The sequence below is a fragment of the Knoellia locipacati genome (assembly GCF_007992835.1).
Lineage (GTDB): Bacteria > Actinomycetota > Actinomycetes > Actinomycetales > Dermatophilaceae > Knoellia > Knoellia locipacati.
The window spans coordinates 170,773-192,058 of record NZ_BKBA01000009.1 but is presented as its reverse complement, the minus strand read 5'-3'; the positions used below and the strand labels follow the sequence as shown (position 1 = coordinate 192,058).

19 protein-coding genes are annotated in these 21,286 nt (G+C 71.4%); 11 read left to right on the top strand and 8 right to left on the bottom strand.

Translation table 11 applies throughout. The features are described from left to right. Nucleotides 1–25: 25 nt before the first annotated feature. Nucleotides 26–925 carry a CDP-diacylglycerol--serine O-phosphatidyltransferase gene (gene pssA / locus KLO01_RS12425; RefSeq protein WP_147065601.1) on the bottom strand — a complete coding sequence of 300 codons (900 nt, stop codon included), beginning with the start codon at nucleotides 923–925 and terminating at the stop codon, nucleotides 26–28. Continuing rightward, nucleotides 922–1,599, bottom strand: a complete 678-nt coding sequence (locus KLO01_RS12420) for a phosphatidylserine decarboxylase (RefSeq protein ID WP_147065600.1) — start codon at nucleotides 1,597–1,599, stop codon at nucleotides 922–924. Before KLO01_RS12420 ends, pssA begins: the two co-directional genes overlap by 4 nt. Nucleotides 1,600–1,633: 34 nt before the next feature. Here KLO01_RS12420 and KLO01_RS12415 point away from each other — a divergent pair, with 34 nt between their 5' ends. Together KLO01_RS12415 and KLO01_RS12410 are read left to right on the top strand one after the other, a co-directional pair. Continuing rightward, nucleotides 1,634–2,347 (top strand): ABC transporter ATP-binding protein, encoded by a 714-nt coding sequence (locus KLO01_RS12415; RefSeq protein ID WP_147065599.1) that lies wholly within the window; start codon nucleotides 1,634–1,636, stop codon nucleotides 2,345–2,347. After that, nucleotides 2,344–3,138: an ABC transporter permease gene (locus KLO01_RS12410; protein WP_246136188.1), complete on the top strand. Its 795-nt coding sequence runs from the start codon at nucleotides 2,344–2,346 to the stop codon at nucleotides 3,136–3,138. The genes KLO01_RS12415 and KLO01_RS12410 overlap by 4 nt, the downstream gene beginning before the upstream one ends. Before the next feature lie 75 nt (nucleotides 3,139–3,213). On the opposite strand, the gene KLO01_RS12405 is transcribed toward KLO01_RS12410, so the two are convergent. Then, nucleotides 3,214–4,650, bottom strand: coding sequence for a M28 family peptidase (locus tag KLO01_RS12405; protein ID WP_147065598.1), 1,437 nt, complete (start codon nucleotides 4,648–4,650; stop codon nucleotides 3,214–3,216). Between the two features lie 72 nt (nucleotides 4,651–4,722). After that, nucleotides 4,723–6,798, bottom strand: coding sequence for a M4 family metallopeptidase (locus KLO01_RS12400; RefSeq protein WP_246136187.1), 2,076 nt, complete (start codon nucleotides 6,796–6,798; stop codon nucleotides 4,723–4,725). A 314-nt stretch (nucleotides 6,799–7,112) separates the two neighbouring features. Between KLO01_RS12400 and KLO01_RS12395 the strand changes: the two genes are divergently transcribed. The 3 genes from KLO01_RS12395 to KLO01_RS12385 are packed head-to-tail and all read left to right on the top strand — an operon-like array spanning nucleotide 7,113 to nucleotide 9,940. Next, the gene (locus KLO01_RS12395) at nucleotides 7,113–8,000 is read left to right on the top strand and encodes a COX15/CtaA family protein (RefSeq protein ID WP_246136186.1); all 888 of its coding nucleotides are present in this window, start codon (nucleotides 7,113–7,115) and stop codon (nucleotides 7,998–8,000) included. 36 nt (nucleotides 8,001–8,036) lie between these two features. Next, nucleotides 8,037–8,645, top strand: coding sequence for an ArsR/SmtB family transcription factor (locus KLO01_RS12390; RefSeq protein WP_147065597.1), 609 nt, complete (start codon nucleotides 8,037–8,039; stop codon nucleotides 8,643–8,645). Next, nucleotides 8,642–9,940 carry an MFS transporter gene (locus KLO01_RS12385; RefSeq protein WP_186828038.1) on the top strand — a complete coding sequence of 433 codons (1,299 nt, stop codon included), beginning with the start codon at nucleotides 8,642–8,644 and terminating at the stop codon, nucleotides 9,938–9,940. Before KLO01_RS12390 ends, KLO01_RS12385 begins: the two co-directional genes overlap by 4 nt. Here the strand turns inward: KLO01_RS12385 and KLO01_RS12380 are convergent. Then, nucleotides 9,877–10,821 (bottom strand): heme o synthase, encoded by a 945-nt coding sequence (locus KLO01_RS12380; RefSeq protein ID WP_246136185.1) that lies wholly within the window; start codon nucleotides 10,819–10,821, stop codon nucleotides 9,877–9,879. The genes KLO01_RS12385 and KLO01_RS12380 overlap by 64 nt on opposite strands. 159 nt (nucleotides 10,822–10,980) lie before the next feature. Here KLO01_RS12380 and tkt point away from each other — a divergent pair, with 159 nt between their 5' ends. From tkt to pgl, 6 genes are all read left to right on the top strand, one after another. Further along, a complete protein-coding gene (tkt, locus tag KLO01_RS12375; protein ID WP_147065595.1) occupies nucleotides 10,981–13,293 on the top strand; it encodes a transketolase in 2,313 nt (770 codons plus the stop codon). 5 nt (nucleotides 13,294–13,298) lie between these two features. After that, the gene (gene tal / locus KLO01_RS12370; RefSeq protein ID WP_147066077.1) at nucleotides 13,299–14,423 is read left to right on the top strand and encodes a transaldolase; all 1,125 of its coding nucleotides are present in this window, start codon (nucleotides 13,299–13,301) and stop codon (nucleotides 14,421–14,423) included. Continuing rightward, nucleotides 14,420–16,141: a glucose-6-phosphate isomerase gene (locus tag KLO01_RS12365; RefSeq protein WP_147065594.1), complete on the top strand. Its 1,722-nt coding sequence runs from the start codon at nucleotides 14,420–14,422 to the stop codon at nucleotides 16,139–16,141. The genes tal and KLO01_RS12365 overlap by 4 nt, the downstream gene beginning before the upstream one ends. Further along, entirely contained in the window at nucleotides 16,141–17,685 is a 1,545-nt protein-coding gene (gene zwf, locus KLO01_RS12360) for a glucose-6-phosphate dehydrogenase (RefSeq protein ID WP_147065593.1), read from the top strand. The genes KLO01_RS12365 and zwf overlap by 1 nt, the downstream gene beginning before the upstream one ends. Before the next feature lie 76 nt (nucleotides 17,686–17,761). After that, nucleotides 17,762–18,907, top strand: coding sequence for a glucose-6-phosphate dehydrogenase assembly protein OpcA (locus KLO01_RS12355; RefSeq protein ID WP_147065592.1), 1,146 nt, complete (start codon nucleotides 17,762–17,764; stop codon nucleotides 18,905–18,907). 14 nt (nucleotides 18,908–18,921) lie between these two features. Then, nucleotides 18,922–19,674 carry a 6-phosphogluconolactonase gene (gene pgl / locus KLO01_RS12350; RefSeq protein WP_147065591.1) on the top strand — a complete coding sequence of 251 codons (753 nt, stop codon included), beginning with the start codon at nucleotides 18,922–18,924 and terminating at the stop codon, nucleotides 19,672–19,674. Between the two features lie 109 nt (nucleotides 19,675–19,783). Here pgl and KLO01_RS12345 read toward each other — a convergent pair whose 3' ends face one another. The 3 genes from KLO01_RS12345 to tpiA all read right to left on the bottom strand — a co-directional run bounded on the left by KLO01_RS12345 (nucleotide 19,784) and on the right by tpiA (nucleotide 21,286). Beyond that, entirely contained in the window at nucleotides 19,784–20,137 is a 354-nt protein-coding gene (locus KLO01_RS12345) for an RNA polymerase-binding protein RbpA (protein WP_147065589.1), read from the bottom strand. A gap of 40 nt (nucleotides 20,138–20,177) precedes the next feature. Then, on the bottom strand, nucleotides 20,178–20,423 hold the full coding sequence (secG, locus tag KLO01_RS12340) for a preprotein translocase subunit SecG (protein ID WP_147065587.1): 246 nt from the start codon (nucleotides 20,421–20,423) through the stop codon (nucleotides 20,178–20,180). Nucleotides 20,424–20,488: 65 nt separating this feature from the next. Continuing rightward, nucleotides 20,489–21,286 (bottom strand): triose-phosphate isomerase, encoded by a 798-nt coding sequence (gene tpiA, locus KLO01_RS12335; RefSeq protein ID WP_246136184.1) that lies wholly within the window; start codon nucleotides 21,284–21,286, stop codon nucleotides 20,489–20,491.

Below are 21,286 nucleotides of genomic sequence, written 5' to 3'. Positions count from 1 at the left end.
AAGGTCCCCCTAACCTTCGCGGGGATCAGGAGGGCTCGTCCCCGGTGTCGGTGTCGGGGAGGAAGACCGAGGGCAACCGGTGCCGGCGCGGCGCCACGGCGTCGCTCCCGAAGAGCCGCTCACGCACCGGTGCGGTGAGCACCCCCAGGGGCGCCTGGAGGATGTAGCCGTAGGCGAGGACCAGGCCGGTGAGCCCGGGGATGAGGACCAGCCCGACGACGACCGCCACGGCGATGAGGCCGGTGACGACCCAGGCCCCCTGGCTGCTCGGTGCGAGCAGGTTGCGGAAGGACCGGAACCGGATCGACGTGACCATGAGCACGGCCGGGACGACGCTCACGAGGATCGGCACGACGAGCGAGGTGTCGTAGCCGCCGGCATCGGGCTGGTTGAGCGCGAAGATCGTCGCCATGACCACCGCGGCCGCCGCGGGACTGGGCAGTCCCACGAAGTAGCGCTTGTCGGCCGTCGGGTCGACCGTGACGTTGAACCGGGCGAGGCGGAAGGCCGCGCAGCCCAGCCAGAAGAACGCCGCGAGCCACGACAGGACGGGGTAGTCGGGCAGTGCCCACGTGTGGACGAGGATCGCGGGCGCGAAGCCGAAGGCGATGAGGTCGGCGAGGGAGTCCATCTGCAGCCCGAACGGCGACGTCGCCCCGACGAGGCGGGCGACCCCACCGTCGGCGATGTCCATGATGATCGAGACGGCGATGAGGATGGCGGCGAGGGTGAACTCCCCCCGGAACGCGAGCAGCACCGACGAGAGCCCGCTCATCATGTTGATGATCGTGAAGATCGTCGGCGCGGTGACCCGCAGCCGCTCGCGCTTGCTCAGCTGGCGCAGCGAGACGACCTCGGCACCCGTGGGTGAGACGAGTCGCCAGCGGTCGAAGGGCCGTCGTCGGCCCGATCCGTCGTCGCTCATGCGTGGGATCCGCCGGACCATCGGGCGATGACGGTCTCACCGGCGACGACGCGTGCGCCGGCCTCGACGAGGAGCCGGGCGTCGGTCGGGACGAAGACGTCCATGCGCGAGCCGAACTTCATGAGCCCGATCCGCTGACCGGTGGCGATCTCGTCCCCGGCGGCGACACGGGTGACGACCCGGCGCGCCATGAGACCGACGATCTGGCGGAACACGACGGTCCGCGTCGCGCCGTCGACCTCGCGGTCGACGACGAGGTCGGTGCGCTCGTTGAGGTGTGCGCTCTCGTGGCTGTATGCCGCGAGCCACTTGCCGGGCCGGTAGGTCACCTCGCGCAGCCGCCCGCCGTAGGGGGCGCGGTTGATGTGCACGTCGAACGCGGACAGGAAGATGCTCACCTGCAGCCACTCCCCCTCGGGCGCGACGCCCTCCTGGCCGGGTCCGGCATACATGACCTTGCCGTCCGCGGGCGCGAGCACCGTGTCGGCGTCCACCGGTCCGTCCGCGGCGGGCCGGTCCGGCGTGCGGTCGGGGTCGCGGAAGAACAGCGCGACCGCGGCCGGGACGGCAGCGAGGACGAGGGCCGTCCCGCGACGCCCGGCGAGGGCGGCGACGAGGGCTGGGACGGCGGCGACGGCGGTGGCCGGGGCGGCCTCGCGGTCGATGGTGACCATGGGACTCCTTGGGTCGAGTGGACCCCAGCCTAGAATGTGCGCCGTGTCTGCAGTCGAGGTCGTCGGTCTGCGCCGCGACATCGGCGCGGTGCGTGCCGTCGACGACGTCTCCTGGTCGGCGGACTCCGGCGCCGTGACCGCCGTGCTCGGCCCCAACGGTGCCGGCAAGACCACGACGATGGAGTGCCTCGAGGGGTTGCAGCGGCCGACCGCGGGCACCGCGCGGGTCCTCGGCACCGACCCGTGGCGGGCGTCCGCCGAGCACCGGGCCCGGGTCGGCGTCATGCTCCAGGACGGCGGCCTCCCCGTGACGACGACCGGCGAACGTCTGCTCCACCACGTCGCCCGGCTGCACGCGGCTCCCGCCGACGTCGCCGGGCTCATCTCCCGGCTCGACCTCACCCGCGTCGCCGGCCGCTCGATCCGGCGCCTGTCCGGTGGCGAGCGCCAGCGGGTCGCCCTCGCGGCCGCCCTCGTCGGCCGTCCCGAGGTGGCCTTCCTCGACGAGCCGACGGCCGGCCTGGACCCGCACGCCCGTCTCGAGGTCTGGGACCTCGTGCGGGAGACGGCTGCCGCGGCGGCCGTCGTCGTCACCACGCACTCCTTCGAGGAGGCCGAGCGGATCGCCGACCAGGTCGTCATCATGAACGGCGGCCGCGTCGTGGCCCAGGGGTCGCTCGACGAGGTGCGTGACGGGCGTCCGCTCGAGGAGCGCTACTTCGCTCTCACGGCGGGTGGTCGTCGGTGACCTCCCTTCCGGGCGCCGCGTCCTCCTCCACTCCAGCAGCCGCACTGCCCCCTGCTCCCGCACCCACCCGCCGTCGCTGGCTGGCCCAGGCCCGGTTCGAGACGGCGACCATCCTGCGGCACGGCGAGCAGCTGCTCGTCGCACTCGTCCTGCCCACGCTGGCCCTGCTCGGTCTCGCGCTCAGCGACGTCCCCGACCTCGGCCCCGGCCGGCGCGTCGACGTCGCCACCGCGGGTGTGCTCGCCCTCGCCGTCGTCTCGACGGCCTTCACCGGGCAGGCGATCGCGACCGGGTTCGACCGACGGCACGGTGTCCTGCGCTTCCTCGGTGTGAGCCCGCTCGGGCGCGAGGGGCTGCTCGTCGGCAAGCTCGGCGCCGTCGGGTTCGTCGTCGCGCTCCAGCTCGTCGTGCTCGGGACCATCGCGGCGTTCCTGGGCTGGCGGCCCGCGGGTGCCGGTGTCGTGCCCGCGCTCGTCACCGTCGTCCTCGGGGCCGCCGCCTTCCTCGCGCTGGCCCTCCTGCTCGCCGGCACGGTGCGGGCCGAGGGCGTGCTCGCCCTGGCCAACCTCGCCTGGGTCCTGCTCCTCGGTCTCGGCGTGCTGCTCCCGACCGACCGGCTCCCCGACGCGCTCACGACGCTCGCCCGTCTCCTGCCCTCGGGTGCGCTGGGCGACGGGCTGCGCCTCTCCCTGGTGTCGGGTGGCTGGCCGCTCACCCAGTGGCTCGTCCTGCTGGTCTGGGCTGGCGCCGCCTCCGCGGCCACCGCACGCTGGTTCCGCTGGTCGGACTGACGCAGCAGCACCTCCGCCGGGCAGGACGATGGGCCGGCACCCGGAGGTGTGCCGGCCCATCGCCGTTCTGGGGCCTCAGCTCGTGGCGAGCGAGGTGTCGTCCACGACGAACGACGTCTGGAGCGAGGAGTCCTCGGTGAGCAGCAGCTTCACGCTGACCGTCCTGCCCCTGTATGCCGTGACGTCGAAGGACTTCTGGGTCCAGGTCGCGTTCGCACCGACGTTGGAGTAGGTCGCGAGCGTCGAGGTCGAGGCTCCGTCGACGAGCTGGACCTTGAGGGTGTCGTAGGCGGTGCTGCCGCTCTCGGCCGTGTCGGTGCGCAGCCAGAACGACAGCGTCGCGCTCGTGGCTGTCGACGGGATCGAGACGCCCTGCTGGACCGTCTCGGTCGACGTGCTGCCGTTGCCGCCGAGCCACGCCTTCCACGTCCCTGTCCGGGCGGGGCGACCGCTGTTGTTCGTGATCGGGCCGGAGGTCCCGGTCCAGCTCACGGCGCCGGACTCGAAGCCCGGGTTCTCGAGCAGGTTGCCGCTTGGTGCAGGCGTCGTGCCGTAGTCCTTCGCGGCATACAGCCAGAGCATGTGACCGATGAGGTCGGCGCCCCGGTCGAGCGACGTGGCGTTGATGTTCGCCGTCGTGTCGCAGGACGAGTGGTAGCAGGGGTCGAACGCCCGCCCCGCGGTCCCACCCCACTTCTGTGCCTGGCTCGAGGTCTTGAGGGTCTCGGCGCCGCTGAAGATGCCGGCGGTCGGGATGCCGTAGGACCGGAAGGCCGCGTGGTCGCTGCGGCCCTGCACGTCGATGTACTCCCACGGGATGCCCTTGGACGTGTACCAGCTCGTGAGCTCGTCCCGCGCGCCGTTGCCCGCCGGGTTGTCGTCGTAGACGAAGTAGCCCGGGTTGGGCGAGCCGATCATGTCGACGTTCAGGTAGACCTCGATCTTGTCCTTGTCGGCGGTCGGCAGCGTGCTCATGTAGTGCTTGGAGCCGAGGAGGCCGAGCTCCTCCGCACCCCAGAAGGCCACGCGCAGACGGTTCTTGGCGCTCTGGCCGCTCGCGGCATACGCGAGGGCCGACTCGAGGACGCCGGCGCTGCCGGAGCCGTTGTCGTTGATGCCCGCGCCGTTGGCGACGCTGTCGAGGTGGCCGCCGAGCATGACGACGTGGTCGGGGTCGCCGGCCGGCCACTCGGCGACGAGGTTGGACGAGGTGCCCGACGACGTCGAGAAGCTCTGGACCGACGTCACCCAGCCGGCGGCGTCGAGCTTGCCCTTGACGTAGCCGATCGACGCCGCGTAGCCCGGTCGGCCGGTCCCCCGGTTGCCGCCGTTGGCGGTCGCGATGGACTGGAGCTGGGTGAGGTGGGCCTGGGTGTTCGTGACCGAGATGTCCGGGCTCGCCGCCACCGCGGTCACGCTCAGGGGGTCGGCGGAGGCGCTCGCGGCCACGAGGCCGGTGAGGCCGAAGGCGAGGGCGGCAAGTGGTGCGGTCAGGGAGGTGGAGCTCACCATCTGGGGGTCCTTCCGGTTCGGGACAACGGTATGGGCCGGCGCCCCGTGAGGAGCGCCGGCCCACGCCGGGCGTCAGCTGGTGGCGAGCGCCGTGTCGTCGACGACGAAGGACGTCTGGAGCGAGGAGTCCTCCGAGAGGAGGAACTTCACGCTGATCGTCCTGCCCTTGTATGCCGTGACGTCGAAGGACTTCTGCGTGTAGGTCGCGTTGGTCCCGACGTTGGAGTACGTCGCGAGCGTCGAGGTGGTGGCCCCGTCGACGACCTGGACCTTCATCGTGTCGTAGGCGGTGCTACCGCTCTCGGCCGTGTCGGAGCGCAGCCAGAACGACAGCGTCGCGCTGGTGACGGTCGACGGGATGGCCACGCTCTGCGCGACCGTCTCGGTCGAGGCCGAGCCGTTGCCCCCGAGCCAGAGCTTCCACGAGCCCGTGCGGGCCGGGCGACCGGTGTTGTTCGTGATCGGGCCGGCCGTGCCGGTCCAGCTCACGGCACCGGACTCGAAGCCCGGGTTGGCGAGCAGGTTGCCCGACGGCGGGGTCGTGGGCGTCGGGGTCGGCGTGGGCGTCGAGCCACCGCCGCAGGACTCGGTCCCGGCCGGGACCGCGATCGCGTCGAAGGCCGACTGGACCGCGGTGCAGGTGGCGCTGGAGGCGCCGTAGAGCTCCTTGGCGGAGGCGATCGCACCGTTGCGCGCCGCGGCATACGTGCTGCCCGAGGTGAGCTTCGTCGAGAGGGTGCGGTACCAGACCTTCTCGATGTTCGAGCGGCCGGCGCCGGTCACGGCGGGGGCACCGCCACAGGTCGCGCTGTTGTAGCTCACGCCGTTGATGGTCTTGGCGCCCGAGCCCTCCGAGGCCATGTAGAACCAGTGGTTGAGCGCACCCGAGGAGTAGTGCGGGTCGAGGTTCTTGGTGTTGGTCGACCAGCAGTCGGGGCTCGAGCCGTCCTTGCTCGGCTTGTCCATGTAGCGCAGCGGGGTGCCGTTGCCGTTGATGTTGATCTTCTCGCCGATGAGGTAGTCGCCCACGTCGGTGGAGCTGTTGGCGTAGAACTCGACGGCGGTGCCGAAGATGTCGGAGGTCGCCTCGTTGAGGCCGCCCGCGTCGCCGCTGTAGTTGAGGTTGGCGGTGTTCTCGGTGACACCGTGGCTCATCTCGTGGGCCGCGACGTCGATGGAGGTGAGCGGCTTGGTGTTGCCCGAGCCGTCGCCGTAGGTCATCTGGGTGCCGTCCCAGAACGCGTTGACGTAGGCGTTGCCGTAGTGGACCCGGCTGCGGGCGCCGGTGCCGTTGTCCCAGATGCCGCGACGACCGAGGACCGAGTTGTAGTAGGCGTAGGTCTTCTCGGCGCCGTACTGCGCGTCGACACCGGCGGTCTGGCGCGAGGTCGTCGACCCGTTGCCCCAGATGTTGTCCGCGTCGGTGAACTGCGTGCCGGTGCCGGTCGTGGCGCCGTTGAGGTCCGTCGTGTAGTTGCCGAGCGTGTCCTTGAGCAGCCACGAGGAGCCGGACTGCGTGGAGTTGAGCGTCACCTGGCCGGAGTACTGCGAGTTGCCGGTGCCCTGCTTGATCTCGTCCCACGAGTACAGGACCGCGCCGTTGTCGGCGTCGACGAGGGTGTGCAGCCGGGTCGGGGTCTGGTCGGCCTTGACGCCCTCGGTGAGGACGTCGTAGGCCAGGCGCGGCGAGGCGCCGCCGGCCCAGACGACGAGCTCGCTGTCCTTGACGCTCGACGCACGACCGGCCTTCTTCGCCGCGACCCCGCGGGCCTCGGCGTCGCTCTTCTTCGGGGTGGTCGAGGCGACGGACGCGCGCCCGGAGGCGTTGAAGCGGGCGTCCTTCTTGGCGCCCTTCGGCGAGTTCTCGACGACGAGGTCGCCACCGATGACCCGCAGGCCCTTGAACGTGCGGTCGTAGCGGACGTGCTGGGTGCCGTCCTTGTCCGTGACGACGGAGCGCAGGACGAGCTCCTCGTCCTTGGACAGGCCCAGGGCGGCGTGGTCGCGCGCCGGGTCGGCCTTGGCGGCGGCCGCGGCGGGTGCCGCGCTCGGACCGGCCGTGAGGCCGAGGGCGCCCGCAACGGGCAGCGCCAGGGGGAGGGCCAGTGCGGCGGTGACCGCCATGGCTCCGGTGGAACGTCGAATCACGTCGTGCCTCTTCTCGGTCGGGCAGCACGTGGTGACGTGCTGCCACGGGTGGTGCGTCGTCCCCCTCCGGTGTGGCCTCGGGTGTGCCACGGGCTTCGGCGCGCTCCGACCCAACCGGCGCACGCCGGAGTGCGTCAACGAATCTGACCAATCCTTTGCCAAACTCGGACCTTGTCCGGCGCGGGCACACCCGAAGTCAAGCCACGGTCAAGAAACGGTCAAACGGCGCATCGGTGCTCCGGAAACCCCTTGGACAGGCCCTCCACGCAGTGCCCGGCGTGGGCGCGCACGGCTCGCTCGCCTACCCTGCGGGGGTGAGGAAGCCCATCCCCCGGATCCACCGCCACATCCTGCTCGCCAACCTCGTGGCACAGGTCGGCATCATCGTGTCCGGCGGCCTCGTGCGGCTCACCGGCAGCGGCCTCGGGTGCCCCACGTGGCCCGAGTGCGTGCCCGGCTCCTACGTCCCGGTGCGCGAGCAGGCCGAGGGCATCCACAAGGTCATCGAGTTCGGCAACCGCACCCTGACGAGCGTCCTCACCGTCGTCGCGATCCTCGCGGTCTGGGCGGTGTGGAAGTGGACACCGGTGCGGCGCCTCAAGATCGCCGCCGTGACCGTCCTCGTCGGCGTGGCCGTGCAGGCCCTCCTCGGCGGCGTCACCGTCCTCACCGAGCTCCACCCCGTGACGGTGGCGGCGCACTTCCTCGTCTCCGCCTCGCTCGTGGCCGCCGCGGCATACCTGTGGTTCGTCCGAGACGAGGGCGACGGCGAGCCGCGACTCCTCGTCCACGACCTCGTCCGCCGCGTCGCGTGGCTCACCTGCGGCGTCGCCGCGGTGGTGCTCACGCTCGGCACGGTCGTCACCGGCTCCGGACCCCACTCGGGAGACGCCGACGCACCCGCGCGGTTCGGCTTCGACCCGCGCACGATCTCGTGGCTGCACGCCGACGCGGTCATGCTCTTCATCGGGCTCGTCGTGGCCGTCTGGCTGGCCACCCGGCTGTCGTCGGCGCCCCGCTCCGTGGGCACCGCCTGGCGCACCGTCCTGCTCGTCACCCTCGCCCAGGGCCTCATCGGCTACGTGCAGTACCTCACCGACCTGCCCGAGGTCCTCGTCCTCACCCACATGTTCGGCGCCGCCGCCCTCGTCGTCGCCCTGACGAACGGCATCGTGTCGCTGCGGGAGATTGCACAAGACTAGTTGCACAAGAGTTCTTGTGGGTCTATCGTCCTCGACATGACCCGCGACGAACGACCCGCCCGTCCCTCCCCCGACCCCGCCCACGGGGTGCGCACGATCACCGACGCCAAGGCCCTCTCGGCCATGGCCAACCCCTTCCGCTCCCGGATGATGGACGCGCTCAAGGTCGACGGGCCCTCCACCGCCTCCGGCCTCGCCGCCCGCACCGGTCAGGCCGTCGGCTCCGCCAGCCACCACCTCAAGGTGCTCGCGGAGGCCGGGCTCGTCGCGGAGGCACCGGAGCTGGCCAAGGACCGGCGCGAGCGCTGGTGGCGCCTCGTCGACCCCGGCACGCGGTGGTCGCGCGCGGACTTCGCCTCCGACACGGCCGCCGTCACCGCCGCGTACGCCGCCGAGGCGCTCACCGTGCAGCGACAGTTCGAGCGGGTGCAGGAGTGGAACGGCAACGCCGCCACCGTGCCGGACTGGGACGACGCGGCCTTCGCGACCCAGCACTGGCTGCGCCTCTCCCCCGACGAGCTCCGCGTCGTGGCCGAGGAGGTCGTCGACGTGCTCCTTCGCTGGAGCCGGCGCGAGGTGCCCGACGACGGGGTCGAGCGCGAGTCGGTCTTCGTCTTCGCCCGCGGCTTCCCGGCGCAGCCGTGAGGACCCAGCCACCCCCGCTGGGGGCCAACCGCAACTTCACCCTCTTCTGGGCCGGCGAGGGGATCAGCGTCCTCGGGTCGATGACGACGACCGTCGTCCTCCCGCTCATCGCCGTCACGCAGTTCGACGCAGGGCCGTTCTGGATGGGCCTGCTCGCCGGCGCGATCTGGCTTCCGTGGCTCGTGCTCGGCCTCTTCGCCGGCGCCTGGGTCGACCGCTCGGACCCCCGCCGCGTCATGATGGCGGCCGACCTCGCCGCCGCCGCGGCCATCGGGACGGTGCCGGTGGCCTGGGCCGCCGGGGTGCTCACCCTCCCCCACCTCGTCGTGGCCGCGCTGGGAGTCGGCTGCTCCACGGTCTTCTTCCGGACGGCATACGCGGCCTTCCTCCCCCGTGTCGTCGCGAGCGACGACCTCGAGCGCGCCAACGCGCGGCTCTTCGGGACCGAGTCCGCGATGCAGATCGGCGGGCCCGGTGTCGGTGGCCTTCTCGTCCAGATCTTCTCGGCGGCGTATGCCGTCGTCATCGACGTCGTGGGTTACCTCGCGTCCTTCGTGTGCCTCGCGCGGATGCGGCCGGACGAGCTCGCTCCCGCCACCGACCAGCCGGCCCGCCGGCCCATGTGGACCCAGGTGCGCGAGGGCGTCTCGATCGTCGCCCGCGACCCCTTCCTCCGGTTCTTCTCGATCCAGGGAGGGGTGAGCAACTTCGCGCTCACCGGGTACGGCGCGCTGCTCGTGCTCTTCATGGTCCGCGACCTCGGACTGGAGCCCGGCTCCGTCGGGCTCGTCATGGCCGTCGGCGCCGTCGGTGGCCTCCTCGGCGCCACCGTCGCGACCCGGACGACCACGTGGCTCGGGAACGCCGGGGCGCTGCGCTGGCTGCAGGTCCTCGGCGGTCCGCCAGCCCTGCTCGTCGGCCTGGCCTGGCCCGGACCCGGCGCGGCGCTCGTCGGCGTGGGGTCGCTCGTCGTGGGCGTGGGTGTCGTGGGCGCCAACGTCGTGCGACGGTCGTTCACGATGCGCTACGTGCCGGCCGAGCTGCTCGGCCGCACCACGGCCACGTCGGCCGTCCTCAACTTCGGGACGATGCCGCTGGCGGGTCTCGTCGCCGGAGCACTCGGCACGTGGCTCGGTGTCCGCGAGACGATCCTGCTCATGGGTGCCCTGCACGCCCTGTGCTCGCTGTCGGTGTTCGTGGGCCCCTACCGCAGGGGACGGTCGATGCCGGGTCAGCCGATGGCGATGTGGACCAGCGGGTCGACGGCGACCGCGAGGAACAGCAGCGTCACGTAGGTGATCGAGAAGTGGAACAGGCGCATCGGCTTGAGCACCTTGGTCGCGGCACCCTGCTTGGCCAGACGGAGCAGCCGGTGCGCCTCACCCACGAAGACGACCCCGCTGACGACGGCAGCGACGAGGTAGACCCAGCCCATGTCGGCCACCGGCACGAGCGCCAGCGAGACGGCCACCATGACCCAGCTGTAGGCGACGATCTGACGGGCGACCGCGACGGCGCCGCGCTCGACGGGGAGCATCGGGACGTGCGCGTTGGCGTAGTCGTCCTTGAACGCCATGGACAGCGGCCAGTAGTGCGGCGGCGTCCAGAAGAAGATCACGAGGAAGAGGATGACCGCCGGCCAGCCCACGCCACCCGTGACGGCCGACCAGCCGATGAGGGTCGGCATGCAGCCGGCCACACCGCCCCAGACGATGTTCTGCGGGGTGCGTCGCTTGAGCACCATCGTGTAGAGGACGGCGTACAACGCGATCGCCGCGAGCGACAGCAGCGCCGACGCGAGGTTGACCAGGACGAGGAACCACACGGTCGAGACGACCGTGAGGGCGGACCCGAAGACGACACCGGCGCGGGGGCTGATCTCGCCCGTCACCATCGGCCGGTTGCGGGTGCGGTCCATGAGCGCGTCGATGTCGCGGTCGTAGACGCAGTTGAAGGTGTTGGCCGCTCCGGCGCTCAACGTGCCGCCGATGAGGGTGGCCACGACGAGCCAGAGGTCGGGGACACCGCGCTCGGCGAGGAACATCACCGGAACCGTCGTCACGAGCAGCAGCTCGATGATGCGGGGCTTGGTCAGCGCGACGTAGTTGCCGACCGATCGCTTCCAGCCCGACGTCGGTCGGGCCGACGAGGCGGTGGTGATCGGGGCGGTTGCCACGGCGTCCTTCGGGGGTGCTCTGGAGCGGTCGGTCGATGCGAGTCTAACGGTGGCCACCCATGCAGCGAGACACGGTCGTCCGTTGGGTGAAAGCGCGGTCTAGGGTGGGATCGATCGTTTGACCTGCATCACAATGCCGCCACGTCAGAGAGGCTCCACGTGTCCACCACCACGACGAAGGCAGGCCGGGCCAGCGCCCGCCGCGCCACCACCGTTGCCAAGCCCCAGCGCTCGAACCAGCTCGCGCGTCCCACGGCTCGCAAGGCGAAGTGGAGCGACCTCGACGTCCGTGCGGTCGACACCGTGCGCGTCCTGGCTGCCGACTCGGTCCAGAAGGTCGGCAACGGCCACCCCGGCACGGCCATGAGCCTGGCGCCCGCGGCATACCTGCTCTTCCAGAACGTCATGACGCACGACCCGTCCGACCCCACGTGGCTGGGTCGCGACCGCTTCGTGCTCTCGTGCGGCCACTCGAGCCTCACCCAGTACATCCAGCTCTACCTGTCCGGCTACGGGCTCGAGCTCAAGGACCTCAAGTCGCTGCGCACGTGGGGATCGCTCACCCCCGGCCACCCCGAGGTGCACCACACCCCCGGTGTCGAGATCACCACCGGCCCGCTCGGCTCCGGCCTCGCCTCCGCCGTGGGCATGGCGATGGCCCAGCGCCGCCAGCGCGGCCTCCTCGACCCCGACGCCAAGGCGGGCCAGAGCCCGTTCGACCACCACGTGTGGGTCATCGCCTCCGACGGCGACCTCATGGAGGGTGTGGCCAGCGAAGCCAGCTCGCTCGCCGGCCACCAGGAGCTCGGCAACCTCACGGTCGTCTACGACGCCAACCAGATCTCGATCGAGGACGACACCGACATCTCCTTCTCCGAGGACGTGGCCAAGCGCTACGAGTCCTACGGCTGGGAGGTCGTCGACGTCGACTGGCGCCAGAGCAACGACCCGGCGGGCACGGTCGACTACGTCGAGGACGTCGACGCCCTGCTCACCGCCCTCAACGCCAGCAAGAAGTCGTCGCGCCCGACCCTCGTGCGCCTGCACACGGTCATCGCGTGGCCCTCGCCCACCAAGAAGGGCACCGGCAAGTCGCACGGCTCCGCCCTGGGTGACGAGGAGATCGCCGGTCTCAAGGGACTGCTCGGCTTCGACCCCAAGAAGACCTTCGAGGTCGACAAGGACGTCCTCGCGCACGCCCGCAAGGTCAAGGCCCGCGGCAAGGCGGCGCACAAGGACTGGAACAAGGGCTACGCGGCGTGGCGTCGCAAGAACAAGGACGCCGCCGCCCTCCTCGACCGGCTCGTCGCCGGCGAGCTCCCCGACGGTCTCGACGCCGCCCTGCCGACGTTCCCGGCCGACGAGAAGGGCATCGCGACCCGCGCCGCCTCCGGCAAGGTCCTCGGCGCCCTCGCACCGGTCATGCCCGAGCTGTGGGGTGGCTCGGCCGACCTCGCGGAGTCCAACAACACGACGATGGCCGGCGAGCCGTCCTTCGTCCCGAAGTCGAAGCAGACGTCCGAGTGGAAGGGCGGCCCCTACGGCCGCACGCTCCACTTCGGCATCCGCGAGAACGGCATGGGCATGATCCTCAACGGGATCGCGCTCGAGGGCCTCACCCGCCCCTACGGCGGCACGTTCCTCGTCTTCTCGGACTACATGCGCCCCGCCGTGCGCCTCGCCGCCATCCAGCAGCTGCCTGTGACCTTCGTGTGGACGCACGACTCGATCGGTCTCGGCGAGGACGGCCCGACGCACCAGCCGATCGAGCACCTCGCCTCGCTGCGGGCCATGCCCGGGCTCGACGTCGTCCGCCCGGCCGACGCCAACGAGACGTCGGCGGCGTGGGGCGCGGTCCTGCGCAACGCCCGCCCGGCGGCCCTCGCGCTGAGCCGTCAGGCGCTGCCGACGGTCGACCGTTCCACGCACGCCAAGGCGAGCAACGTCGCCAAGGGCGGCTACGTCCTCATCGACGGCGGCGACGACGGCAAGCAGGCCCCCGAGGTCATCCTCGTGGCCACCGGCTCCGAGGTCTCCGTCGCCCTCGACGCCCGCCTCGCCCTGGAGAAGTCCGGGGTCCGCACTCGCGTCGTCTCGATGCCGTGCCGCGAGTGGTTCGAGGAGCAGACCAAGAGCTACCGCGACAAGGTCCTGCCCCCGGCCGTGCGTGCCCGTGTCAGCGTCGAGGCCGGTGTGGCCCAGGGCTGGCGCGAGATCGTCGGCGACGCCGGCCGCTCGATCAGCATCGAGCACTTCGGCGCCTCGGCCGACGCCAAGACCCTCTTCACCGAGTTCGGCTTCACCCCCGAGGCCGTCGTCAAGGCGGCCACGGACTCGATCAAGGCGGCCAAGGCGGGTGCCGGCGTCGCCGGACCCACCGAGACCGCACCCCGCAGTCGCAAGGACACCGGCACCGACGTGCCCACCACCAAGAAGCCTGCCCGCAAGTCTGCGGCCAAGGCTGGGAAGTGAGTCCCATGACGGACAACACCGCACTCAAGGCCCTCGCCGACAACGGCGTCTCCATCTGGCTCGACGACCTCAGCCGGGAGCGCCTCACCTCGGGCAACCTCCAGGAGGTCATCGACACCAAGGGCGTCGTCGGCGTGACGACCAACCCGTCGATCTTCCAGGTCGCCCTCTCCGACGGCGAGAGCTACAGCGAGCAGGTCGCCCAGCTCGCCGCCGACAACAGCACCCTCGACGACGCCGTCACCGCCATGACCTCGCAGGACGTCCGTGACGCCTGCGACGTCCTGCTCCCGGTGTTCGAGGCGACCGACGGCCTCGACGGCCGCGTGTCGATCGAGGTCGACCCGCGACTCGCGGCCGACACCGACCGGACCGTCGCCCAGGCCAAGGAGCTCCGCGACCTCGTGGACCGCCCCAACCTGCTCGTCAAGATCCCCGCGACCGTCGAGGGTCTGCCCGCGATCACCCAGGTCGTCGCCGAGGGCATCTCGGTCAACGTCACGCTGATCTTCAGCCTCGACCGCTACCGCGCGGTGATGAACGCCTTCCTCACCGGTCTCGAGCAGGCCCGCGAGGCCGGCAAGGACATCACCACCATCGCGTCCGTGGCGTCGTTCTTCGTGTCACGCGTCGACTCCGAGGTCGACAAGCGCCTCGACGCCATCGAGGGCGAGCACGCGGACGCCGCCAAGAAGCTCAAGGGCAAGGCGGCCATCGCCAACGCGCGTCTGGCCTACCAGGCCTACGAGGAGGTCTTCTCGACCCCGCGCTGGAAGAACCTCGAGGCCGACGGTGCCAAGCCGCAGCGGCCGCTGTGGGCGTCCACGGGAGTCAAGGACCCGGCATACCCGGACACCATGTACGTCACCGAGCTCGTCGCGCCCGGCACCGTCAACACCATGCCCGAGAAGACTCTCGACGCGGTCAAGGACCACGGCGAGATCACCGGCAACACGATCGAGGGCACCTATGAGGAGTCCTCGGAGGTGCTCGACGCCCTCGAGCGTCTCGGCATCTCGTACTCGGAAGTCACCGCCCAGCTCGAGAAGGAAGGCGTGGACAAGTTCGAGAAGTCGTGGGAGGAGCTGCTCGCGGGCGTGCAGGCCGAGCTCGACAAGGCCGCTCGATGAGCAGCCTCGAGGTCAGCGCCCGCGGGGCCGCGGCCGACGCCATCGCGGCCCACGTGCCCACCCTGGTCTCGGACCGGGTCGCGAGCCGGATCTTCGCCCAGGACGCCACCCTCTGGGGCGAGGCAGCCGAGGACGAGGCGAGCAAGCGCCTGTCGTGGGTCGGGCTCCCCCGTTCGTCCCGGCCCCTGCTCGGTGAGATCTCCGCACTGCGCGAGGAGCTGCGAGAGGACGGCGTGTCCCGCATCGTGCTCTGCGGCATGGGCGGCTCGTCCCTGGCCCCCGAGGTCATCTGCGCGACGGCCGGGGTCGACATCGTCGTCCTCGACTCGTCGGCCCCCGACGTGGTCCGTCGCGCGGTCTCGACGCACCTCGACCGGACCGCCGTCGTGGTCTCGTCGAAGTCGGGCTCCACCGTCGAGACCGACTCGCAGCGCCGCGCCTTCGAGGCGGCGTTCACCGAGGCCGGCATCGACCCGACCCGGCGGATCGTCGTCGTCACGGACCCGGGCAGCCCGCTCGACGCCGAGGCCCGCGCCGCCGGCTACCGCGTCATCAACGCCGACCCCGACGTGGGCGGCCGCTACTCCGCGCTCACCGCCTTCGGCCTCGTGCCGTCCGGCCTGGCTGGCGCGGACGTCGGGGCCCTGCTCGACGACGCCGAGGCCGTCGCCGACCTCCTGGCAGCCGACGACGAGGGCAATCCTGCCCTGCGTCTCGGTGCGGCGATGGGTGGCACCGAGCCCCTGCGCGACAAGCTCGTCCTCGTCGACGCCGGCACCGAGAACGTCGGGTTCGGCGCATGGGCCGAGCAGCTCATCGCCGAGTCCACCGGCAAGGACGGCACCGGCATCCTGCCGGTGGTCGCCGACGGTGACGCCCCGACGCACACCTACGCCGACGCCAACGTCGTGCGACTCGTGTCGTCGGCCGACGAGCACGACAACGACGCCGACCTCACCGTCGACACCCACGGCCTGCCCCGGCACCCCGACTCGATCGCGGCGGAGCAGCCCGGCCCCGGCGACGACGTCCCCGAGGCCCACCTCGGCGACTCCGGTTCGCTCATCTCCGTGTCCGGCAGCCTGGGCGCCCAGATGCTCCTCTGGGAGGTCGCCACGGCCGTCGCCGGGAGGCTCCTGGGGATCAACCCCTTCGACCAGCCCGACGTCGAGAGCGCCAAGAAGGCCGCCCGCGGCCTGCTCGACCAGGCCGGCTCGGCCGCCGAGGAGCCGGCGTTCGTCGACGGCTCCGTGGAGGTCCGGACCCTGGGTGGCGACTGGCTCGGCGACGCCCACACCCTGCCGGGTGCCGTGACCGCGCTGCTGGCACAGCTCGACGAGTCGAGCGGCTACGTCGCCGTCATGGCCTACCTCGACCGCGAGGAGGACGCCGACCTCGAGCACGTGGCCCGCACCCTCTTCGACCACACGGGACGTCCGGTGACGTTCGGGTGGGGACCCCGGTTCCTGCACTCGACCGGCCAGTACCACAAGGGCGGTCCGGCCAACGGCGTCTTCATCCAGGTCACCGCCGAGCCCGACGAGGACCTCGCCGTCCCGGGCCGGGACTTCACGTTCGGCGAGTTCATCGCGGCACAGGCGGGCGGCGACGCCCAGGTCCTCGCCGAGCACGACCGCCCCGTCCTCCGCCTGCACCTCACCAGCCACCACCGTGGTCTGAGCCAGGTGCGGTCCGCCCTCTCGACATCAGGAGCCTGATGAGCCCGGCGCGTGTGACAGCGACGCACAACCCCCTGCGCGACCCCCGCGACAAGCGACTCCCCCGCATCGCGGGACCCTGCAGCCTCGTCCTCTTCGGGGTCACCGGGGACCTTGCCCGCAAGAAGCTCATGCCGGCGATCTACGACCTCGCCAACCGCGGGCTCCTGCCGCCGGGCTTCTCGCTCATCGGCTTCGCCCGTCGTGACTGGGCCGACCAGGACTTCGGCAAGATCGTCTACGAGTCGGTCAAGGAGCGCTCGCGCACCCCGTTCCGCGAGGACGTGTGGCGCTCGCTCAGCGAGGGCATCCGGTTCGTGCCGGGGACGTTCGACGACCCGCAGGCCTTCGACCTGCTCACCGAGACCGTCAAGGACCTCGACGAGCAGCGCGGCACCGGCGGCAACCACGCGTTCTACCTGTCGATCCCCCCGTCGTTCTTCGCCACCGTCTGCGAGCAGCTCAAGCGCTCGGGGCTGTCGACGCCCGAGGAGGGCTCGTGGCGACGCGTCGTCATCGAGAAGCCCTTCGGCCACGACCTCAAGAGCGCACGTGAGCTCAACGAGATCGTCGCCGACGTCTTCCCGCCGGACTCGGTCTTCCGGATCGACCACTACCTCGGCAAGGAGACGGTCCAGAACCTCCTGGCGCTGCGCTTCGCCAACCAGATGTTCGAGCCGGTCTGGAACAGCCACTACGTCGACCACGTGCAGATCACCATGGCCGAGGACATCGGCATCGGTGGCCGCGCCGGCTACTACGACGGCATCGGCGCCGCCCGCGACGTCATCCAGAACCACCTGCTCCAGCTGCTCGCCCTCACCGCGATGGAGGAGCCGGTGTCGTTCGACGCCGACCACCTGCGCAGCGAGAAGGAGAAGGTCCTGTCGGCCGTCCGGCTGCCCAAGGACCTCGCCAAGGGCACCGCCCGCGGCCAGTACGCCCGGGGCTGGCAGGGTGGCGAGGAGGTCGGCGGCTACCTCGAGGAGGAGGGCGTCGGCGCCCGTTCGTCCACCGAGACGTATGCCGCGGTCAAGCTCGAGGTCGACACCCGCCGCTGGGCGGGGGTCCCGTTCTACCTGCGGACCGGCAAGCGCCTGGGCAAGCGGGTCACCGAGATCGCAGTCGTCTTCAAGAAGGCGCCGCACCTCCCCTTCGCGGACACCGCGACCGAGGAGCTCGGCCAGAACGCCGTCGTCATCCGGGTCCAGCCCGACGAGGGCGTGACCATGCGCTTCGGTGCCAAGGTCCCCGGTGCGCAGATGGAGGTGCGTGACGTGACGATGGACTTCGGCTACGGCCGGGCCTTCACCGAGAGCTCCCCCGAGGCCTACGAGCGGCTCATCCTCGACGTGCTGCTCGGCGAGCCGCCGCTCTTCCCGCGCCACGAGGAGGTCGAGCTCTCCTGGGAGATCCTCGATCCCGTCGAGGAGTACTGGGCCAAGCACGAGACGCGGATCGACCAGTACGTGTCCGGCACGTGGGGGCCGCAGAGCGCCGACGACCTCATGAGCCGTGACGGCCGCGAGTGGAGGCTCCCGTGACCACCCCAAGCAGTTCTCCGCTCGTACCGCCCACACAGAGCGTGGGACCCGACTCCGATACTGATTGGGGACCCCGGTGATCGTCGACCTGCCCAGCACCACGACCGCCAACATCTCCAAGAAGCTCGTCCGGCTCCGGTCCGACACCGGTTCGATGGCGCTCACCCGCGTCCTCACCCTCGTCGTCGTCGTCGACGAGAACGAGGCCGACGAGGCCATCGAGACGGCCAACGACGCGAGCCGCCAGCACCCCTGCCGGATCATCGTCGTCGTCACCGCGAACCGCCGCGGCGCAGCCCGGCTCGACGCCCAGATCCGCATCGGCGGCGACGCCGGGGCGAGCGAGGTCGTCGTCCTGCGTCTCTTCGGCCCACTGGCGGCGCACGGTCGTGCCGTCGTCACCCCGCTGCTCCTCGCCGACGCCCCGATCGTCGCGTGGTGGCCCACCGACCCGCCCAAGGACCCGGGAGCCGACCCGATCGGTGGCATGGCGCAGCGCCGCGTCACGGACGTGTCCCGGACCAAGGGCACCCCGAAGTCCGCCCTCGGACGCCTGGCCCGGTCCTACGCCCCCGGTGACACCGACCTGTCGTGGTCGCGCATCACTCTCTGGCGCGCGCTGCTCACCGCCGCGCTCGACCAGGCTCCCTTCGAGCCGGTGACCTCGGTGACGGTCACCGGCGGTTCGGACTCCCCGTCAGCCGAGCTCCTCGCCGGATGGCTGGCCAAGCGGCTGCGCTGCCCGGTGACGCTCGTCCCCTCGCGGGTCGGCAGCGGGATCATCAGCGTCCGTCTCGAGCGCGACAGCGGCCCGCTCGACCTCGTCCGGCCCCAGAACGGGACCTCCGCGACGCTGTCGCAGCCGGGGACGCCGGAGCGCAGCATCGCCCTGCCCCCGCGCAGTGACGCCGAGTGCCTGGCCGACGAGCTTCGTCGGCTCGACCCGGACGAGCCCTACGCCGATGCGCTGCGTGACGGGCTCGACGCCGTGAGCCACTCACGCCGCACCTCCAGCGAGTCGCAGCGCAAGGGGATCACCCCGTCCGTGGCCGAGGCCCGTGAGGACGCCGAGCGGATCAAGCGCGAGTCGTCGGCCGGCTCCAGCTCGGCCATGGTCGAGGCGGCGCCGATGCCCGACAAGGCCGACGACCCCGCCCAGGTGCAGCAGGCCGCGGCCACCAAGCTCGAAAAGGTCCGGGTCAAGCGGGCCACCAAGGACTGACCGGAAGGCACAGCATGACGACAGCGCACGAGAGCACGGCACCGGGCGGCGTCGAGGTGGTCGTCCACCCCGGCAAGCAGCAGCTGAGCGACGCCATCGCCGCTCGGCTCGTCACGGCCGTCCTCGACGCCCAGGCCCGACGCGGTGTCGCGCACCTGTCCCTCACCGGCGGGTCCCTCGGCTCCGACATCTGGGGGTCGGTCGCGGCCTGCGCCGCACGGTCGGCCGTCGACTGGTCCCGGGTCGAGCTGTGGTGGGGCGACGAGCGCTGGCTCGACGCCGGCGACCCCGACCGCAACGACGTCCAGAACGACGCCGCCGGACTGTCCTCGCTCCCCCTCGACCCGTCGAAGGTGCACCGCGTCCCGGGCCCGGATGCGTCCGAGAGCGTGGAGGCCAGCGCGACGGCATACGGCGAGAGCATGCGCGAAAGCGGCGCGGGAGCCTTCGACGTGATGATCCTCGGGGTCGGGCCTGACGGGCACGTCGCCTCGCTCTTCCCCGGTCACCCGGCCCAGCAGAGCGCCGACGCCATCGCCGTGGCCGTCCACGACTCCCCCAAGCCGCCCCCGGACCGGGTCAGTCTCACCTTCGAGGCGCTGCGACGCTCGCGCGAGGTGTGGTTCGTCGTCGCCGGCGGCGACAAGGCCGAGGCGGTCGCCAACGGGGTGGCCGGTGCCGGGCCCGACGTCAGCTCGGCGGCGCAGGTCCGTGGTGAGGAGCGCACCCTCTGGCTGCTCGACGCGGACGCCGCGGGCGGTCTCTGACCACCCCGTCCGCTCCAGAGGTGGCCGGTCCCCCCGCCCCGCACGACGACAGCCCCGGCGGGTGCCGGGGCTGTCGTCGTGGGCGAGCCGGGCTCGCCGGTGCTGTGGGCTACTGGATGAGGCCGCGGTCGCGCAGGGCGCCGAGGGCCTCGTCGAGGATGGCTTCGCCGTCCTTGTCGGAGCGGCGCTCCTTCACGTAGGCCAGGTGGGTCTTGTAGGGCTCGACCTTGGTCGGGGCCGGGGGGTTGTCCTTGTCCTGACCGGCCGGGAAGCCGCAGCGCGGGCAGTCCCAGGTCTCGGGGATCTCGAGGTCGGCCTCCCGTGCGAAGCTGGGCCGCGTCTCGTGCCCGTTGGAGCACCAGAACGACACGTGCACCCGGGGCGCGGCCTCGCCGCGCTCGGCCTCACCCATCGGACCCGCGCCCACCCGGCTGCCCCGGATCGCGTTGCCACCACCAGCCATCGACATCAGCCTTCTTTCAGGTCGAACCGAGCAGGGTCAGTCAGGAGGCGAAACGGTCCAGCACGCCGAGGGCGACGACACAGGTGAACCAGACGACCGCGATGGCGATCGTGATGCGGTCGAGGTTGCGCTCGGCCACCGAGGAGCCACCGAGCGAGGTCGACATGCCGCCACCGAACATGTCGGACAGACCGCCACCCTTGCCCTTGTGCAACAGGATGAGAAGGGTGAGGAAGAGCCCACCCAGGACCAGGAGTGCCTGGAGTCCGATGCGTACCGCTTCCACGGTGCTCCTTGAAGTAGTTCGAGAACGGCGCCCGGTGGGGCGCGGCTACAGGATACCTGCGATCGTCAGCTCGTCTTGTGGTGGTCGCGGTAGCGGCAGATCGCGGCGAACTCCGCCGGGTCGATCGAGGCGCCACCCACGAGGGCGCCGTCGACGTCCTCCTTGGCCATGATCGCCGCGACGTTGCCCGACTTCACCGAGCCGCCGTAGAGGATGCGGACGCGGTCGGCGAGGTCGCCGGAGTAGAGCTCGGCCAGGGCCGTGCGGATCGCGCCGCACACCTCCTGGGCGTCCTCGGGCGTGGCGACCTCACCCGTGCCGATGGCCCAGACGGGCTCGTAGGCGATGACGATGCTCGCGGCCTTGTCGGCCGGGAGGCCCTGCAGGCCCACCCGCACCTGCGCGAGGACGTGCTCGACGTGGGTGCCCGCCTGGCGGATCTCGAGCCCCTCACCGACGCAGAAGATCGGGGTCAGACCGTGCTCGTATGCCGCAGCGACCTTCGCGCGGACCGTCTCGTCGCCCTCGTGGTGGTACTCACGACGCTCGCTGTGACCGACCACGACGTAGGTGCAGCCGAGCTTGGCGAGGAAGGCCCCGCTGATCTCACCGGTGTAGGCGCCGCTGGCGTGCTGCGAGAGGTCCTGGCCGCCGTACCTGATCGCGAGCCGGTCACCGTCGACGAGCGTCTGCACGCTGCGCAGGTCGGTGAACGGCGGAAGCACCGCCACCTCGACACCACCGTGGTCGTGCTTGGCGTCACGCAGCGTCCAGTCGAGCTTCTGGACGAGGTGGGTCGCCTGCAGGTGGTCGAGGTTCATCTTCCAGTTGCCCGCCATGAGCGGGACACGCTGGACGGTCAT

What these genes read in the sequence shown, in the direction of transcription:
- KLO01_RS12365 (WP_147065594.1), top strand. Translation starts at nt 14,420, where the DNA reads ATGAGCAGCCTCGAGGTCAGCGCCCGCGGGGCCGCGGCCGACGCCATC.
- KLO01_RS12345 (WP_147065589.1), bottom strand. Translation starts at nt 20,137, where the DNA reads ATGGCTGGTGGTGGCAACGCGATCCGGGGCAGCCGGGTGGGCGCGGGT.
- KLO01_RS12390 (WP_147065597.1), top strand. Translation starts at nt 8,037, where the DNA reads ATGACCCGCGACGAACGACCCGCCCGTCCCTCCCCCGACCCCGCCCAC.
- zwf (WP_147065593.1), top strand. Translation starts at nt 16,141, where the DNA reads ATGAGCCCGGCGCGTGTGACAGCGACGCACAACCCCCTGCGCGACCCC.
- tpiA (WP_246136184.1), bottom strand. Translation starts at nt 21,286, where the DNA reads ATGACCGTCCAGCGTGTCCCGCTCATGGCGGGCAACTGGAAGATGAAC.
- KLO01_RS12405 (WP_147065598.1), bottom strand. Translation starts at nt 4,650, where the DNA reads ATGGTGAGCTCCACCTCCCTGACCGCACCACTTGCCGCCCTCGCCTTC.
- KLO01_RS12420 (WP_147065600.1), bottom strand. Translation starts at nt 1,599, where the DNA reads ATGGTCACCATCGACCGCGAGGCCGCCCCGGCCACCGCCGTCGCCGCC.
- pgl (WP_147065591.1), top strand. Translation starts at nt 18,922, where the DNA reads ATGACGACAGCGCACGAGAGCACGGCACCGGGCGGCGTCGAGGTGGTC.
- pssA (WP_147065601.1), bottom strand. Translation starts at nt 925, where the DNA reads ATGAGCGACGACGGATCGGGCCGACGACGGCCCTTCGACCGCTGGCGA.
- tal (WP_147066077.1), top strand. Translation starts at nt 13,299, where the DNA reads ATGACGGACAACACCGCACTCAAGGCCCTCGCCGACAACGGCGTCTCC.
- KLO01_RS12415 (WP_147065599.1), top strand. Translation starts at nt 1,634, where the DNA reads ATGTGCGCCGTGTCTGCAGTCGAGGTCGTCGGTCTGCGCCGCGACATC.